At 70.2% G+C, this 13,272-nt stretch carries 14 protein-coding genes; 4 read left to right on the top strand and 10 right to left on the bottom strand.

Annotated elements, in window-relative coordinates; genetic code table 11:
* Nucleotides 1-203: 203 nt before the first annotated feature.
* From ABZV91_RS01750 to ABZV91_RS01740, 3 genes are read right to left on the bottom strand one after another with little or no spacing between them, the layout of a single operon-like run.
* Entirely contained in the window at nucleotides 204-1,625 is a 1,422-nt protein-coding gene (locus ABZV91_RS01750; RefSeq protein WP_355233885.1) for an FAD-dependent oxidoreductase, read from the bottom strand.
* Nucleotides 1,600-2,007 (bottom strand): FAD-dependent oxidoreductase, encoded by a 408-nt coding sequence (locus ABZV91_RS01745; RefSeq protein ID WP_355233883.1) that lies wholly within the window; start codon nucleotides 2,005-2,007, stop codon nucleotides 1,600-1,602. The genes ABZV91_RS01750 and ABZV91_RS01745 overlap by 26 nt, the downstream gene beginning before the upstream one ends.
* A gap of 13 nt (nucleotides 2,008-2,020) precedes the next feature.
* Complete coding sequence (locus tag ABZV91_RS01740; protein WP_355233881.1) at nucleotides 2,021-3,406, bottom strand: NAD(P)/FAD-dependent oxidoreductase; 1,386 nt, start codon at nucleotides 3,404-3,406, stop codon at nucleotides 2,021-2,023.
* Nucleotides 3,407-3,674: 268 nt separating this feature from the next.
* Between ABZV91_RS01740 and ABZV91_RS01735 the strand changes: the two genes are divergently transcribed.
* On the top strand, nucleotides 3,675-4,340 hold the full coding sequence (locus ABZV91_RS01735) for a TetR/AcrR family transcriptional regulator (protein WP_355233879.1): 666 nt from the start codon (nucleotides 3,675-3,677) through the stop codon (nucleotides 4,338-4,340).
* Here the strand turns inward: ABZV91_RS01735 and ABZV91_RS01730 are convergent.
* The gene (locus ABZV91_RS01730) at nucleotides 4,295-4,915 is read right to left on the bottom strand and encodes a TetR family transcriptional regulator (protein WP_355233877.1); all 621 of its coding nucleotides are present in this window, start codon (nucleotides 4,913-4,915) and stop codon (nucleotides 4,295-4,297) included. The genes ABZV91_RS01735 and ABZV91_RS01730 overlap by 46 nt on opposite strands.
* A 90-nt stretch (nucleotides 4,916-5,005) precedes the next feature.
* Here ABZV91_RS01730 and ABZV91_RS01725 point away from each other — a divergent pair, with 90 nt between their 5' ends.
* The 3 genes from ABZV91_RS01725 to ABZV91_RS01715 all read left to right on the top strand — a co-directional run bounded on the left by ABZV91_RS01725 (nucleotide 5,006) and on the right by ABZV91_RS01715 (nucleotide 7,256).
* Nucleotides 5,006-5,473 (top strand): DUF4334 domain-containing protein, encoded by a 468-nt coding sequence (locus ABZV91_RS01725; protein WP_355233875.1) that lies wholly within the window; start codon nucleotides 5,006-5,008, stop codon nucleotides 5,471-5,473.
* 2 nt (nucleotides 5,474-5,475) lie between these two features.
* Nucleotides 5,476-6,564 (top strand): NAD(P)-dependent alcohol dehydrogenase, encoded by a 1,089-nt coding sequence (locus ABZV91_RS01720; RefSeq protein ID WP_355233873.1) that lies wholly within the window; start codon nucleotides 5,476-5,478, stop codon nucleotides 6,562-6,564.
* 386 nt (nucleotides 6,565-6,950) lie between these two features.
* On the top strand, nucleotides 6,951-7,256 hold the full coding sequence (locus ABZV91_RS01715; RefSeq protein ID WP_355233967.1) for a hypothetical protein: 306 nt from the start codon (nucleotides 6,951-6,953) through the stop codon (nucleotides 7,254-7,256).
* Nucleotides 7,257-7,757: 501 nt separating this feature from the next.
* Here ABZV91_RS01715 and ABZV91_RS01710 read toward each other — a convergent pair.
* The 6 genes from ABZV91_RS01710 to ABZV91_RS01685 form a co-directional block, all read right to left on the bottom strand.
* Nucleotides 7,758-8,309 carry a TetR family transcriptional regulator gene (locus tag ABZV91_RS01710; RefSeq protein ID WP_355233871.1) on the bottom strand — a complete coding sequence of 184 codons (552 nt, stop codon included), beginning with the start codon at nucleotides 8,307-8,309 and terminating at the stop codon, nucleotides 7,758-7,760.
* Nucleotides 8,306-8,629: a multidrug efflux SMR transporter gene (locus ABZV91_RS01705; RefSeq protein WP_355233965.1), complete on the bottom strand. Its 324-nt coding sequence runs from the start codon at nucleotides 8,627-8,629 to the stop codon at nucleotides 8,306-8,308. Before ABZV91_RS01705 ends, ABZV91_RS01710 begins: the two co-directional genes overlap by 4 nt.
* A 116-nt stretch (nucleotides 8,630-8,745) precedes the next feature.
* The gene (locus ABZV91_RS01700) at nucleotides 8,746-9,417 is read right to left on the bottom strand and encodes an SRPBCC family protein (RefSeq protein ID WP_355233869.1); all 672 of its coding nucleotides are present in this window, start codon (nucleotides 9,415-9,417) and stop codon (nucleotides 8,746-8,748) included.
* Nucleotides 9,414-9,938: a (2Fe-2S)-binding protein gene (locus tag ABZV91_RS01695; RefSeq protein ID WP_355233867.1), complete on the bottom strand. Its 525-nt coding sequence runs from the start codon at nucleotides 9,936-9,938 to the stop codon at nucleotides 9,414-9,416. Before ABZV91_RS01695 ends, ABZV91_RS01700 begins: the two co-directional genes overlap by 4 nt.
* On the bottom strand, nucleotides 9,931-10,806 hold the full coding sequence (locus ABZV91_RS01690) for a xanthine dehydrogenase family protein subunit M (RefSeq protein WP_355233865.1): 876 nt from the start codon (nucleotides 10,804-10,806) through the stop codon (nucleotides 9,931-9,933). Before ABZV91_RS01690 ends, ABZV91_RS01695 begins: the two co-directional genes overlap by 8 nt.
* Nucleotides 10,803-13,139 carry a xanthine dehydrogenase family protein molybdopterin-binding subunit gene (locus tag ABZV91_RS01685; RefSeq protein ID WP_355233863.1) on the bottom strand — a complete coding sequence of 779 codons (2,337 nt, stop codon included), beginning with the start codon at nucleotides 13,137-13,139 and terminating at the stop codon, nucleotides 10,803-10,805. Before ABZV91_RS01685 ends, ABZV91_RS01690 begins: the two co-directional genes overlap by 4 nt.
* Nucleotides 13,140-13,272: the final 133 nt, after the last annotated feature.

Raw genomic sequence — 13,272 nt, 5'->3', positions numbered from 1 at the left:
TCGGCTCGGAACCCATTCTCACGGAACAAGATCGGGCCGACAATGCTTTGCGCGAATCGGCGCCACGGTGAATCCGGCCCCGCGCGGGTCTTTCGGCCGTATGCGCAGTGTGCCGTGTGAGTTCGGTGGTCGGAGCGGCTTCGCTTTCCGGACAGTACTCGCGGGTGGCGCGACGCCGCCATGCCACCCGCGAGCCCGCCCCGCTACACGTTCAGAATATGGGGGAGTCCGGCCCGGAAACGGTCCGCGTCGATCCTTTTCGCCGCCTCGAACGCGGGCAGGGCGATCAGTGGGAACACCGGTGCGTGCGGTGCGGGATCGTCCGCGGCGTCGATGATCGCATTGGCTGCCTCCCGGCCGGATTCGTTGGCACTCTCCATGGTCGCCAGATCGATATTGCTGCGCACATGATCGCCGCCGAAGAAGAGATTCGGAATGGCGCAGTGCGCGGTCGGCCGATGATCGTAGGAACCGACGGTATTGACCAGTAGCGGCGTTTCGTTGTGGGCGACGCCGCCGGACCAGCTGACACCCGGATCGAGATGCCAGGAGTGGATATCCTCGTCCCGCAGCCAGCCGGTGCCGGTATTCAGCCATGATTTCAGCTGCGCCCAGACCTCGTTCGCGATCTCCTGGGCGCTGCACTGCTTCGCGGGCCGGTGATGGAGAATTCCCGGAGTATCCCAATCGGAGATATCCACCGAGAAACATTCCGCGACCGAACCGTCGCCGTACTGGGTGGCGAAATCCCCGACCCACATCGGTGCCTGCCGCAGCGCGGTCAGGGCCCACGGTGATCCCAGTGCCGCGATATGACCCTCCGGAATATCGGTGGGGCGGCGCAGATAGAACTGGATACCCACCATCCAATCGGTGAGCAGTTCGCGCATACCGGCCAGCCGTGGATCGGCGGCAAGAATCGGATCGTCGAGCAGTGGAACGGTCTTCTCGACCGGCATGGCGCAGACGTAGTGGTCGGCGACCACCGAATTCGCGGCGCCGCCGGCGTCGACGACGGTGACCGATTCGATCCGGCCGTTCCCGTAGCGCAACCGGCTCGCACGCTGACCCATGACGAACTGCACGCCACGGCTCCGCAGATACGCCACCCAGGGATCTATCCAGGCCGCATTGGTCGGGCGGTTCAGGATCCGGTCCACACCACCGGAGAATTCGGGGATCAGGCCGGTTCCCGCCAGCACCAGGGCTTCGCCGATGGTGCCGATGGTGCGTGCCGAACTGAGATGTGGTTTCGCCGCGACGGTGATCCGGGTGAGCGCATTGACCAGATAAGTGCGGTAGGCGGGGGATTTGCCGTCCGCCCGCATGATCTGTTCCCAGGTCAGGTACTCCCACTGGCCGAACCGGCGTTCGGTGCTGGAGGTGAACCACATGAGCATCTGTTTGGCGAAGAACGCCAATTCGTGTGGCGGCAGTTCCGGGATGAAACCGAACGCGCCGACAATGCTGTGTTGCAGGCGTTCCGGGGTGAGCTGATCCAGCGCGCCCACTTCCACCGGGGCGAAGATCGGCGGTGTGTCGCGGAATCCCGCCACCGTCCCCTCCACGCGGATCAGATTGTCGAGCACACCGTTCGGGTTACCGGGGAAGGGGATACGCCGCATGGTGTCGGGAATGTTCTGGTAGCAGCCGGGGAAGAAGCGGAAACCGTGCTCGCCGGGCAGGTCCGCTCGTCCGCACTGCTCCGGTGCCGGGGACCGGCATACTGCGTGCTTTGCCCCCGAGGAAGGCGGGTTCGTAGACGGTCACCTGGAACCCCCGCTCGGCGAGTTCGTGCGCGGCGGACAGGCCGGCCATCCCGCCGCCGAAGACGGCGACCTCTTTGCCGCCGGTGCGTAGGCCCGGGGTCCGGCGGCGGGGGGCGGCGGCGCGCGCGGGCCCGGTGGCCGCCGATCCCGCCGCGAGGATCGCGGCGCCGGCGAAGGCACCGCGCAGGGCGGTGCGGCGGTCGATCGTGGCTGACTTCTTCGGCAGCGGATCCGACATGGTGAACTCCTGGTCAAGCGGTGGCGGTACCGGGGGAAAGCAGGGGTACGGCGGGCGGAGTGCCGCGGAGGGTGGTGCACGAGGTGCGGAATTCGCTTGCGGCGCCACGTATCTCGTGTGCGATATCGGCCAGTACCGGCCTCGGATCGCCGCGGTGGTGCCACAGCGCCCCGGCGGTGAGACGCGCCATGCGGGCCGGGGTGTAGAGCTCGGCGGGACGCCGGGTGCGGGAGAAGACGCCGGTGGTGATCGCCGCCAGGGTCCGATCTCCGGTCGCGGCGCGGTACAGCTCGACTTCGAGCGGACTCATCGCGGTGCCGCGGGCGAGCCGGTTGGTCCAGTGGTAGATCTCGCGGCATTCGCGCACCCGCCGCCGCTCCCACGCGGCGACGGCACGGTCCAGCCGGCCGGGGTCGTCGAGTACCGGTGCGACGGCTTCGGCCAGCAGACGTCCGTAGTGCAGGGCATCGCGGATGCCCTGGGCGGTGACCGGGTCCTTGAAGTGGCCGGAGTCCCCGGGTAGCGCCCAGCCCGGTCCGCTGGAACGCCGGAAATAGGACGAGATATCGGTGGCCGACCGTACCCGGCCCACTTTCTCGCAGTCGCGCAGCCGTTCCCGCAGTGGCGGCAGCCGGTCGAGCGCGGCGGCATAGCGTTGTTCGGCGTCGCCGGGGCGCAAGGGGCCCCCGCCGGCCGGCGGCTGGACCAGGCTCAGCAAGAGGCCGTCGTCGCAGGGGAAGGCGGTGCCGAGATCGGCGCCCACCCGCCACTGGGCGGCGATATCGCGCCGGTCGCCGGACGGGTCGCGCCAGTAGGCGAAGTAGCAGTCGCGCCCGCTGGGTTCGGATTCGTACGGGGTCAGGGCCCCGGTCAGTTTCGCCACGGTGCTGCGGCGGCCGTCCGCGCCGACCACGAGCGCGGCGCGGATCTCGACGAGCCGGCCGTCGGGGTCGGTGTAGCGCACCCCGGCGCAGCGCCGGCCGTCCCAGACGAGCTCGGTCACTCGGCATTTCTCGCGGATCTCGGCCCCGGCCGCGCGTGCGGTGCGCACCAGGGCGTGGTCCAGGCCGGTGCGGCGTACGCACAGGGTGTAGTCGATCCCGTCGACCTGCGGGAACTCACTGGTGATGGCATATCCGGCCGCGGCGGCGTAGGCCCGGGTGAGTCGCGGTGCGCCCAGTTCCTCGACGGCGTCGAGGGCGCCCAGCCGGGACAGTTCGGCGACCCCGGCCGGCCACAGCAGATGGGTGGACAGCGTATCCGAGGGAAATCGGGTGCTGTCCAGTACGACGACCCGGCGGCCTGCCCGGGCGAGGGTGGCCGCGGTGGCGGAACCGGCACACCGGGCGCCGACGACCACGGTATCGGCTTGCTCGACCGCGCGGGGGGAGTCGGCCACGGGCACCGTCCTCGGTCATCGAGTCTCGGACACTATGTCCGATTGATGGTGCGGTGCGCCGGCGCGATTGTCAACCATTCGAGCCGCACTGTCCCGCACAGTTTTTCGTCCGCTGCGACGAATTGCCATTGCTGTCTCGAGAACCGGCTCCGTGTCCCGAGGGGGCTACGACGCGAACCGGCCCGCGCGGACGAAGCGGGCACAATGTCCCCATGGACCTTGCGAGCCGATATCCACTGCACCGTGCGATCGAGCCGGCGGGCGCCGGATGCCCTCGCTGACCCGTACGCCGCGGTCCGCCCGGAAACCGGACGAGGACCGCCGGGCCGAGTTCGAGCAGCGGGTGTTGCGGGCCGTCGAGGACCTGCTGGCCGACGGCACGCCGTTCACCGAGATCGCGGTACAGAAGATCGCCGCCACCGCGCAGATGGCGCGCTCCACCTTCTACCGGTATTTTCCGGACAAGAGCCAGCTGCTGATCCGGACCGCCGATCTGGCCACGGCCGATCTGTTCGAAGCCGCCGAGCGGTGGTGGGGTGCCGAGCACACCGACCGGGAAGCCGGGGTGCGGCGGGCGATGAGCGCGATGATCGCCGGATTCCGCCGCCACCGCTACCTGCTGCTGGCGCTGAGCGAGGTCGCGGCCTACGACCGGGATGTGGGCGCCTATTGGCGGGCCCGGGTGGCCACCTTCGTCGACCTGGTGCGCGCCCGGCTGGAAGCCGATCGCGCGGCGGGCCGGGTCGCCCCGGAACTGGAACCCGCCGCGACCGCACTGGTCCTGGCGGCCATGGTGGAACGCTCCATCACCACCGCGTTCGCGGTGCGGACCGGGATCAGCGACGCCGAACTGGCGCGCGCGCTGGGTCGATCGATCTGGCTGGTGGTCTACGGCGACGCCCCCGGCGGCAGTGCCCCGGCCGCGACGGCGTGATCCCGATCCGCTGACTCCGCCGGGGTCGGCCCGGCCAGGCGCTGCGTCGCGAGCATCACGGCGGATCGCTGGGCGTCGATCCGCGCGGCCGGACCGGCGCCCGCGTGCACGGCGGTGCTGCGGGCCAGCTCGGTGAGCATGCGCAGCAGCATGGGTGCCGCGATATCGGCGGTGACCAGCCCTTCCCGCTGCCCACGGCGGATCTCGGCGAGTTTGGGATCGACGGTGCGGCGCAGCACCTGTTCGATGCGCTCGTCGGCGGGTTCCAATTCGGCCCAGGCCTGGAGGCGGGCATTTTCCGGGTGGGCCAGGAAGTGGTCGAAGAGCCGCCCCACATAGCCGGGCAGGTCGTCGGCGCGCAGCGCGGTCTCCGCCGTGGTCTGCCGGGTCCATTGCTCGGTGACCGCGGCGAAGAGCTCCGATTTACCAGGGAAATAGGCGTAGAGACGGTCCTTGCTGGCGTGCGCGACCGCGGCGATGCGATTGATCCGGGCGCCGGCCGTGCCGTACTCGGCGAATTCCGCCTTGGCGGCAGCGAGAATCCGGTCCCGGGTTGCCTGGCCTGCCGCGCGCATATCCGGGATTCTATCTTGCCGAACCAGATGGTTCGGAACTATGGTCGTTGCCGAACCAGATGGTTCGCCGAATCCGTCGATGGGACAGGTATGAGCGCGGAGAAACCACGGTGGCAGCAACTGCGGGAGTTGACCGATGGTGTTTCGGTGGCGGAGCTCGACGATCTGTGGGCGCGGTTGCGGCCCGCCCGCGCCGAGGAGATCCTCGGCCGGTGGCGCGGTGACGCTTTCGAGACCGGACATCCGCTGTGCCGGGCACTGCCCAGGAGTCGCTGGTACGGCAAGACCTTCCATTCGCTCGGCCATGCCGAACCCCTCATCTGCCGCGCCGAGGACGGCACACTGTTCTCCGATGTCGAACTCGGCCAAGGCGAGGCGACGCTGTGGAACATCGAGTTCCGCGGTGAGGTGACCGCCACCATGGTCTACGACGGCCGCGCCGTATTCGATCACTTCAAATGGCTCGACGACACCACGCTGATGGGCATCATGAACGGCCGCCCGGAACTGGTGCTCGCCGACGGCCAGTTCTTCTACTTCCTGCTGGAACGGGCGTAGCGATGCGGACGACGGCGGTCCTGTCCCGCGATCCCGCGGCACCGTTCTCGGTGGAACCGGTGGATCTCGACGAACCCCGCGACGACGAGATCCTGGTGCGCGTCCTCGCCTCCGGTATCTGCCATACCGACCTGGTCAACCGGGTCCTGGGCAAGCCGGACCGGCCGGTGCTGCTCGGCCACGAGGGTGCCGGGATCGTCGAATCGGTCGGATCGGCGGTGACCTCGGTGGCGCCGGGCGACCACGTGGTCCTCACCTTCCGGCACTGCGGCGCCTGCCCGAACTGCACGGCCGGGCGACCGGCCTACTGCCGGAATTCGACCGCGCTCAACCATTTCGGCCGCCGGCCGGACCGCACTCCGCGGGTGACGGTCGCGGGCCGGCCGGTACGGGACGGGTTCTTCGGTCAATCCAGCTTCGCCGGCTACGTGCTGGCCACCGCGGACAATACGATCGTCGTCGATCCTGCGGTCGATCCGGCCGTCGCCGCGTCGTTCGGCTGCGGCTTCCAGACCGGCGCAGGCGCGGTGCTGAACGCGCTGCGGCCCGACCCGGGGGCCTGGCTGGCGATCTACGGCGCCGGCGCGGTGGGGTCGGCGGCGCTGCTGGCCGCCCGTACGGTGCCCGGGGTCCGGACGATCGTGGTGGAAACCGCGGCGCCCCGCCGCGAACTGGCCCGGGAACTGGGTGCCGACGAGGTGCTGGATCCGGCCGCGGCCGATACGGTCACCGCGATCGGCGAACTCACCGCGGGTGGCGCGACGCATGCCCTGGACACCACCGGGTCGCCGAAGGTGCTGGCCGACGCCTTCGCGGCGCTGGGCACCGGCGCCACTGTCGTCGCGGTCGGGCTCGGCGCGGGCGTCCCGCGGATCGACGTGCGCGATCTGGTGTTGAGCGGGAAAACAGTTCGCGGCTGCCTCGAGGGTGACGCCGAACCGGCCACCTTCATCCCGCGGCTGCTCGATCTGTACACCCGCGGGCTGCTCCCGGTGGACCGGTTGGTAACCCGCTTCTCGTACACCGAGATCGACAAGGCCCTCGCCGCTCAGCGTGCGGGTGCGGTGATCAAACCGGTGCTCACCTGGTAGCGATCGGCCCGCCCTCGGCGTCCACGGAATCGAACTGCCCCAGCGGGAGGTCGCCGCCCGGCCGCCGGCCCACCGCGGCGGTCCCGGGGGAGCACGCCGGAGGGTGGGCGTGTCGAGGCCGTCTTGTGACAGTCCGGTGACCCCGGCGGTGAAGCGCCCGTTCGATCCGCTGAAACGGATGCCGATCGATAGCGGGGAGGTGCGGGACGGTGCGTGTCGCGTGCACGACACGCCGTCTTCTACCGGCCCGACCAGAATATTTCGGTGAGTTCTGTCCCATCGTGCTCCGATTTGCGCTTCAATAACCGGTCGGGTTCGGCTTTACGGAATCGGCATTCGCCGCCACCGCATGTACCGGCATCCGAGAGGGGCACGACCAGATGAGCATGATCCTCACCGCACTGCACGACGGCCTTCCGGCACTGCACGACCACTACGCCGTACTCGCCCAGCTGGGCGATCCCAGCCCGGAAGCGCCTCCACTGTCGGACAAGATCGTCCAGATGACCAGGTACCTCACCTGGTTCGTCCTGCTGTCCGGTGTCACCTCGATAGTGTTCGGCGGCGGCAAGTTCGCCTGGGAGAAGTGGAACGGTGGCACGCTCACGGCCCCGAAGCAGATCGCGGGCGCCATGGCCGGCGGCGCGGTGGCGACCAGCGCGGGGACGATCATGAACGCGATCATGGGTTAGCGCCCGGCGAGTTCGGCCGCCGGGCGAGGGCTCGGAGGGCGTATCGGCCGGCTCCACCGAGGAGTTCGGTTGCGCCGAGAGCCTGCGGTGGGGGCCCGTCCGGCGGCCCGATGTCGGACTCGGGCTGTGGGGTCCGGTCCGCGGGCGTCGGTGCACTGGTTGCCGCCGGTCGCGCCGACGGTGGCCGTCTCGGGTACCCGCCCCGCCCGCTCGCACCGGTGTCTCCGTTCGGCCCGGCACCCGGGCCGGCGCGGTGTCGAAATAGCGGTCGTGCGTCAGGGCCGTACCGAGCGCCCCGGCCGGCCGCGCGGTGTGCCCGCGGTGGTCGCCGAGACCGCCGCACGCGGCGCGAACCTGCGCTGGGTCGACGACGACCATATGGCCGTAGTGTGGCACCGTCCGGTGCAGGTCGGCTCCACCGTGTGTGCCATGCCCTCATGGTGTCTCCGGCACCGCGGCGGCCCGGAGGCCGCGCGGAACCCGCTGTGCCGTGGGCGCGACTCAGGGGGCGGTCCGCGGCGTGAGTCCGGTGAGCGCGGCGATCGGTGCGGTGAGTGCCCCGGCATCCAGGACCGTCCCGATCGTGAGTGCGTGCAGCAGGGTGCCGTCGAGGTATATCGCGACGGCGCGGGCGGCGACGGGCCCGGCGTGCGGGGTGAGGATTTCGACGAGCCCGTCGAACCAGACCCGCGCCGGCGGGCGCAGTTCGGGGAGCCGGGCCGCGGCGAGGTAGAGCTCGTTCACGGTGAGCAACTGCTCGGGCCGGGCCAGACAGTCGGCGGTGAGCGCGGCCAGGGTCGCGGGTAGGTCTTCGCTGTCGCCGAGCGCCTCCGACCAGCCCCGCAGAACTTCGCGGGTGACTTTCGCGGTATCGGCGAGCGCGGCCGCGGTGAGGTCGGCCAGATCGGCGAAGTAGTAGGTCGTCGACCCGACCGGCACCCCGGCCTCGGCGGCGACGAGGCGGTGGGTGAGCCCGGCGATTCCGTGCACCGGTATCAGGACGCGGGCGGCATCGAGAATGCGCTGGCGGCGATGGGGATCGCGGGGGTTCAATGGGCGCCCGCGAGATTGAGGGTGACCACTCCCGCGACCACGAGGGCGACCCCGGCGATCTTGGCGGCACTGAGCGATTCGCCGAGGAACAGCGCACCGATGATGACGATCAGGGTGGTGCCCAGGCCGGACCACACCGCGTAGGCGAAGCCGACGTTCATCCCGCGCGCGATGGCCTGGGCGAGCAGGACGAAGGCGAGCGCGTAGGCGGACAGCGAGGCGATCGTGGGCCACGGTCTGGTGAACCCCTCGGTGGCCTTCAGCAGGCTGGTGCCCACGAGTTCCGCGACGATGGCCGCCCCGAGCAGTGCCAGCGACATGGCCGAAACCTCCATTTGTGTACTTCTGTACATGGACAAAGGTACACAATCGCGGAGTGCGGCGGGCCGGCAGCGGTTTCGGCCGCCTCGGGCCGCCCGGGTCCGACCGCGCGACCTCAGGCGGGGCGGCGGCGCCGGACGAGCAGCAGCAGGAGGACCACGACCGCCGCGCCGAGCCCCAGCAGCAGCTGCCGCTCGGCGGTGACCCCGGCCGCCGCCATCAGATCGATGGGTTCGGCGGACGGGCGGGGCGTGATGCGGGTGACCGGTGCGGGCCCGGGCTCGGGTGCGGTTTCCGCGGGCGCTGCCGGGGCGGACGCTGCGGGCGGCGCGGCGGCCGGCGCCGCGGCGGTGATCTCGGCGGCGAGATTGTCGGCGAAGATGCCGATGAGGCTGCCCGCCACATCGGCGAGTGCACCACGGCCGAACTGGGCCGGTTTGCCGGTGATCGCCAGATCGGTGTCCACGAATACGTCGGTGACACCATCGGATTCGACCAGCCGGCAGGTGATCACGGCCTTGGCGGTGCCGTTGCCGCGGGCTTCCCGGCCGCCGCCCTCGAGCACCGCCACCTTCGCGGACTCGTCCTGGGAGACGACCTTGATGATGCCGTGGTAGGTGAGTCCCACCGGACCCAGTTTGACCTTGATCTTGCCGTGGAAATCGTCGCCGTCCCGGGAGGTGAGGACGGCGCCGGGCACACACGGCGCGATCCGCTCCAGATCCAGCAGGACGGGCCAGGCATCCGCGGCGGGCACGGGAATCCGGAAGGTGTTCTCGAGTTTCATACACGGTCCTCGGCGTCGGCCCCGGCCCGCGGGGTCCCGGGGGCTTCGGTGCGGAGGGTGGTGGCGGCGTCCCGTACCGCGCGGAGGATTCCCTGGTAGCCGGTGCAGCGGCAGATGTTGCCGGACAGTGCCTCCCGGATCTCGTCGTCGCCGGGATCGGGTGTCTCCCGGAGGAAAGCGGTCGCGGAGACCACGAAACCCGGTGTGCAGAATCCGCACTGGAGGCCGTGATGGTCCCGGAAGGCCTGCTGGACGGGAGAGAGGGTGCCGTCGGTATCGGCCAGACCCTCCACGGTGGTCACCTCGGCCCCGTCGGCCTGCACCGCGAAGACCAGGCACGCCCGCACCGCCGCCCCGTCGAGCAGTACCGAACACGCCCCACAGACCCCGTGTTCACAACCCAGGTGGGTGCCGGTGAGGCCGCAGGTCTCGCGGAGATAGTCGGCCAGGGTGCGGCGCGGGGAGATCCGGTCGCGGCGTCTCACCCCGTTCACGACCACCGAGATCTCGATATCAGTCATTGCTCGCCTCCTCTACCGCGCGCTTCCAGGCCCGCGCGACCATGACCGCTCCGATCCGGCGCCGATAGTCGGCGGAGCCGTGGATGTCGGCCGGTATCGAATTCAGGCCCGCGGTCACCGCGTGCCCGAGTTCGGCGGCGTCGACGGCGGTGGCCGGGCGACCGATCAGCTCGGCTTCGGTCGCGGTGGCCCGCATCGGGGTGGCCGCCAGGCCGATGAGTCCCAGAGCGGCTTGTTCGATCCGGGAATCGGCATCGAGCCGCACCGCGACCACCGCTCCGGCCATGGCGAAATCACCGGCGCGACGGGCGAACTCCTCGATCGCGAAGCCGGTCCGGCCCCGCCAGACCGGAAAGCTCACCCCGGTGAGCAGTTCGTCGGATTCCATGGCAGTGGTCCACATGCCGGTGAAGTACTCCGTGGCCGCAATTGTGCGTTGCCCGCGAGGGGACAGGGTGTGCATCCGCGCGCCGAGCGTGAGCGCCACGGCCGGGTACTCGCCGGCGGCGTCGGCGTGGGCGATCGCACCGCCGAGGGTGCCGCGATTGCGGATCTGGAAATGACCGATCAGCGGAGTCGCCCGGTGCAGCAGGGGGACGTCTCGGCGGATCACGGCGTCGCGGCCGACCGCGGCGTGCGTGGTGCCCGCCCCGATCCACACCGTGTCGCCGCGGGGTTCGATACCCCGTAACTCCTCCAGTTTCCGCAGATCGACCAGATGGTCGAAGACGGCGAGCCGCAGCGCCAGCATCGGCACCAGACTCTGGCCGCCCGCGAGGATCTTGGCTTCGTCGCCGAGCTCGGCGAGCAGGGCCACGGTCTCGGCCGCGGTGGCGGGCGCGTGGTATTCGAAGGCGGCGGGTTTCATGCGGTGACCTCCGGTGTGCCGCTCGCCTCGATCATCGCGACGATGCGGGCGGGGGAGAGGGGCAGCCGGTCGATCTCGACACCGAACGGTGCGAGCGCGTCGGCGACCGCGTTGAGTACCGCCGGTGTCGACCCGATGGCGCCGCCCTCGCCGACACCTTTGAACCCGCCGGGCCCGGTGCTCGGTGTCTCGATATGGCCGAGCTCGATCTCGGGCACCTCGGTCGCGGTGGGCAGCAGGTAGTCCAGGAACGTGGTGGCCACGGGGTTGCCGGCGTCGTCGTAGGCGAGGTGTTCGTAGAGGGCGCCGCCGATGCCCTGGACGGTGCCGCCGTAGATCTGGCCCTCCACGACATTCGGGTTGATCATCGGCCCGACGTCCTCGCTGACGACGAAGCGCAGCAGTCGCACGTGCCCGGTCTCGATATCGACCTCGCAGGTGCACACATGGGTGGCGTTGGCCCAGATCATCAGCTGATCGGCGCGGTGGCGGCCGGTGGCCTCCAGTCCCGGTGGTACGCCGGGCGGGAGCAATTCGGTCCGGTAGTAGGCGATCTGCGCGATCTCGGCCAGCGACAGGGAGTTCCCGGAATCCGGGACGCCGGCCCGGCCGTCGGCGAACTCCACCTCTTCGACGGCGACACCGAGCTGTTTCGCCGCGATCGCGACGATCCGTTCGCGCAGCACCTGTGCGGTCTGCCCGATGGCACCCGCCGCCATCGAACCCGACCGGCTGCCGTTGGTTCCGCCACCCTGCGGGGCGACCGCGGTGTCACCCTGGATCGTCTGCACATCGGCGATATCGATACCGAGCGCGTCCGCGGTGAGCTGGATCGCGGTGGTCTCCAGGCTGTTACCGGCCGACCCGCCCGACAGGTAGACGTTCACCTTGCCGGTCGGCGCGATCCGGATGGTGGCGCCCTCGGTGCTCAGGAACGGGGTGGCACCGGTGGTGGGCTCCACATAGGTGCAGGTGCCGACGCCCAGGTAGCGGCCCTCGGCGCGGGCGGCGGCCTGTTCGGCCCGGAAGGCGTCGTAGTCGAGAATCTGCAGCGCCTGCTCGAAGGTCTCGCGCGGTGAGGCGTCGGAGTAGGGCATCCCGTTCGGGTTGGCCACCGGCATCTCGCTGTGGCCGAGCATGTTCCGGCGGCGCAGCTCGACCGGGTCCAGACCGAGGCGGCGGGCGGCGGTGTCCAGCAGCAGTTCCCGGGAGACCGATTCGAACTGCCACGGACCACGATAGGCCACCCGGCCCACCGTGTTCGAGTAGTAGGAAGCCGTACTGAAACCGGCTTCCGGTACCCGGTAGGGCCCCGGGAAGAGCATGCCCACCGCGATCGAGGAGGTCAGCGGCGAGGGGATCGGATAGGCCCCGACATTCTGGACGTGCTCGAGGGTGGCGGCGAGAATATGGCCCTCCTCGTCGAAGGCCATGGCGACCTCACCGTGTTCGTGGCGGGCCATACCGGCCGCCATCAGGCTCTCCTGCCGGTCCTCGATCCATTTCACCGCGTGCCGGACGGTGCGGGCGGCCAGCATCACGCACGTCTCCTCGCGCTGCGGCGCGACCTTCTGGCCGAAACCGCCACCGGTATCGCGCACGATGACCCGGACCCGGTGCTCGTCGATCCCGAGCAGCCGGGAGCAGAAGCCGCGGACCTCGTGCGGTGACTGGGTGGAGATCCAGATCGTCATCTCCCCGGTGGGCGCGGTCCATTCCGCCACCACGCCGCGGGTTTCCAGCGGCACCGGCGCGTAGGCCTGCTGATGGATGGTCTGGCGGACCACGTGCGGGGCGGCGTCCATGACGGCGGCCAGGTCGGCGGGTGCCCGTCCGGCCAGGCCGCCCGCCGAATTACCGGCGTGCTCGGCGTGCACGAGTTCGCCCGTGGTGGCGGCGGTTTCGTAGTCGACCACGGGTTCGAGCGGGTCGTAGTCGACGATCACCATTTCGGCGGCATCCTCGGCGAGGTACCGGTCGGTCGCCAGGACCAGCACCACCGGATCGCCGACGAAGCGCACCTCGCCCTCGGCCAGCGGCGGGCGGGGTACCTCCGGGAAACCCGGAGTATCCAGTGCGTAGGAGATCTCGCCGACCCGCGGATTGAGATCCGCCGCGGTGTAGACGGCGACGACTCCGTCGAGCGCGGCGGCCTCGGCGGTATCGATCGCGGTGATCCGGGCCCGGGGCAATGGGCTGCGGACGAAGCAGGCGTGCACCATACCGGGGCGGGTGATGTCGTCGACGAAGGTTCCGGCGCCGGTCAGCAGCCGCAGATCTTCGACTCGGGGTACCCGGGCGCCGACGGCCGTCGTTTTCTCGGTGGTGCTCATCGTCGGCTCCGTCGCGTCGGAATGTGGTGGGGGGCGCTGCGAGACAGCCTGATTAGACCCATCCGGCCGTTCCTCCGTTCGCGGGATGTCACGGGCACCGGCCACGGGGCGGCCGGGTGTCGGCACGCCGATG

Source organism: Nocardia sp. NPDC004568, assembly GCF_040609955.1.
Taxonomy (GTDB): domain Bacteria; phylum Actinomycetota; class Actinomycetes; order Mycobacteriales; family Mycobacteriaceae; genus Nocardia.
The sequence above is the reverse complement of the archived record's forward strand: the minus strand, read 5'-3'. Positions and strand labels throughout refer to the sequence as shown.

What these genes read in the sequence shown, in the direction of transcription:
- ABZV91_RS01745 (WP_355233883.1), bottom strand. Translation starts at nt 2,007, where the DNA reads ATGTCGGATCCGCTGCCGAAGAAGTCAGCCACGATCGACCGCCGCACC.
- ABZV91_RS01705 (WP_355233965.1), bottom strand. Translation starts at nt 8,629, where the DNA reads ATGTCGCTGGCACTGCTCGGGGCGGCCATCGTCGCGGAACTCGTGGGC.
- ABZV91_RS01695 (WP_355233867.1), bottom strand. Translation starts at nt 9,938, where the DNA reads ATGACTGATATCGAGATCTCGGTGGTCGTGAACGGGGTGAGACGCCGC.
- ABZV91_RS01750 (WP_355233885.1), bottom strand. Translation starts at nt 1,625, where the DNA reads ATGCGGCGTATCCCCTTCCCCGGTAACCCGAACGGTGTGCTCGACAAT.
- ABZV91_RS01685 (WP_355233863.1), bottom strand. Translation starts at nt 13,139, where the DNA reads ATGAGCACCACCGAGAAAACGACGGCCGTCGGCGCCCGGGTACCCCGA.
- ABZV91_RS01690 (WP_355233865.1), bottom strand. Translation starts at nt 10,806, where the DNA reads ATGAAACCCGCCGCCTTCGAATACCACGCGCCCGCCACCGCGGCCGAG.
- ABZV91_RS01730 (WP_355233877.1), bottom strand. Translation starts at nt 4,915, where the DNA reads ATGCGCGCGGCAGGCCAGGCAACCCGGGACCGGATTCTCGCTGCCGCC.
- ABZV91_RS01720 (WP_355233873.1), top strand. Translation starts at nt 5,476, where the DNA reads ATGCGGACGACGGCGGTCCTGTCCCGCGATCCCGCGGCACCGTTCTCG.
- ABZV91_RS01700 (WP_355233869.1), bottom strand. Translation starts at nt 9,417, where the DNA reads ATGAAACTCGAGAACACCTTCCGGATTCCCGTGCCCGCCGCGGATGCC.
- ABZV91_RS01715 (WP_355233967.1), top strand. Translation starts at nt 6,951, where the DNA reads ATGATCCTCACCGCACTGCACGACGGCCTTCCGGCACTGCACGACCAC.
- ABZV91_RS01735 (WP_355233879.1), top strand. Translation starts at nt 3,675, where the DNA reads ATGCCCTCGCTGACCCGTACGCCGCGGTCCGCCCGGAAACCGGACGAG.
- ABZV91_RS01725 (WP_355233875.1), top strand. Translation starts at nt 5,006, where the DNA reads ATGAGCGCGGAGAAACCACGGTGGCAGCAACTGCGGGAGTTGACCGAT.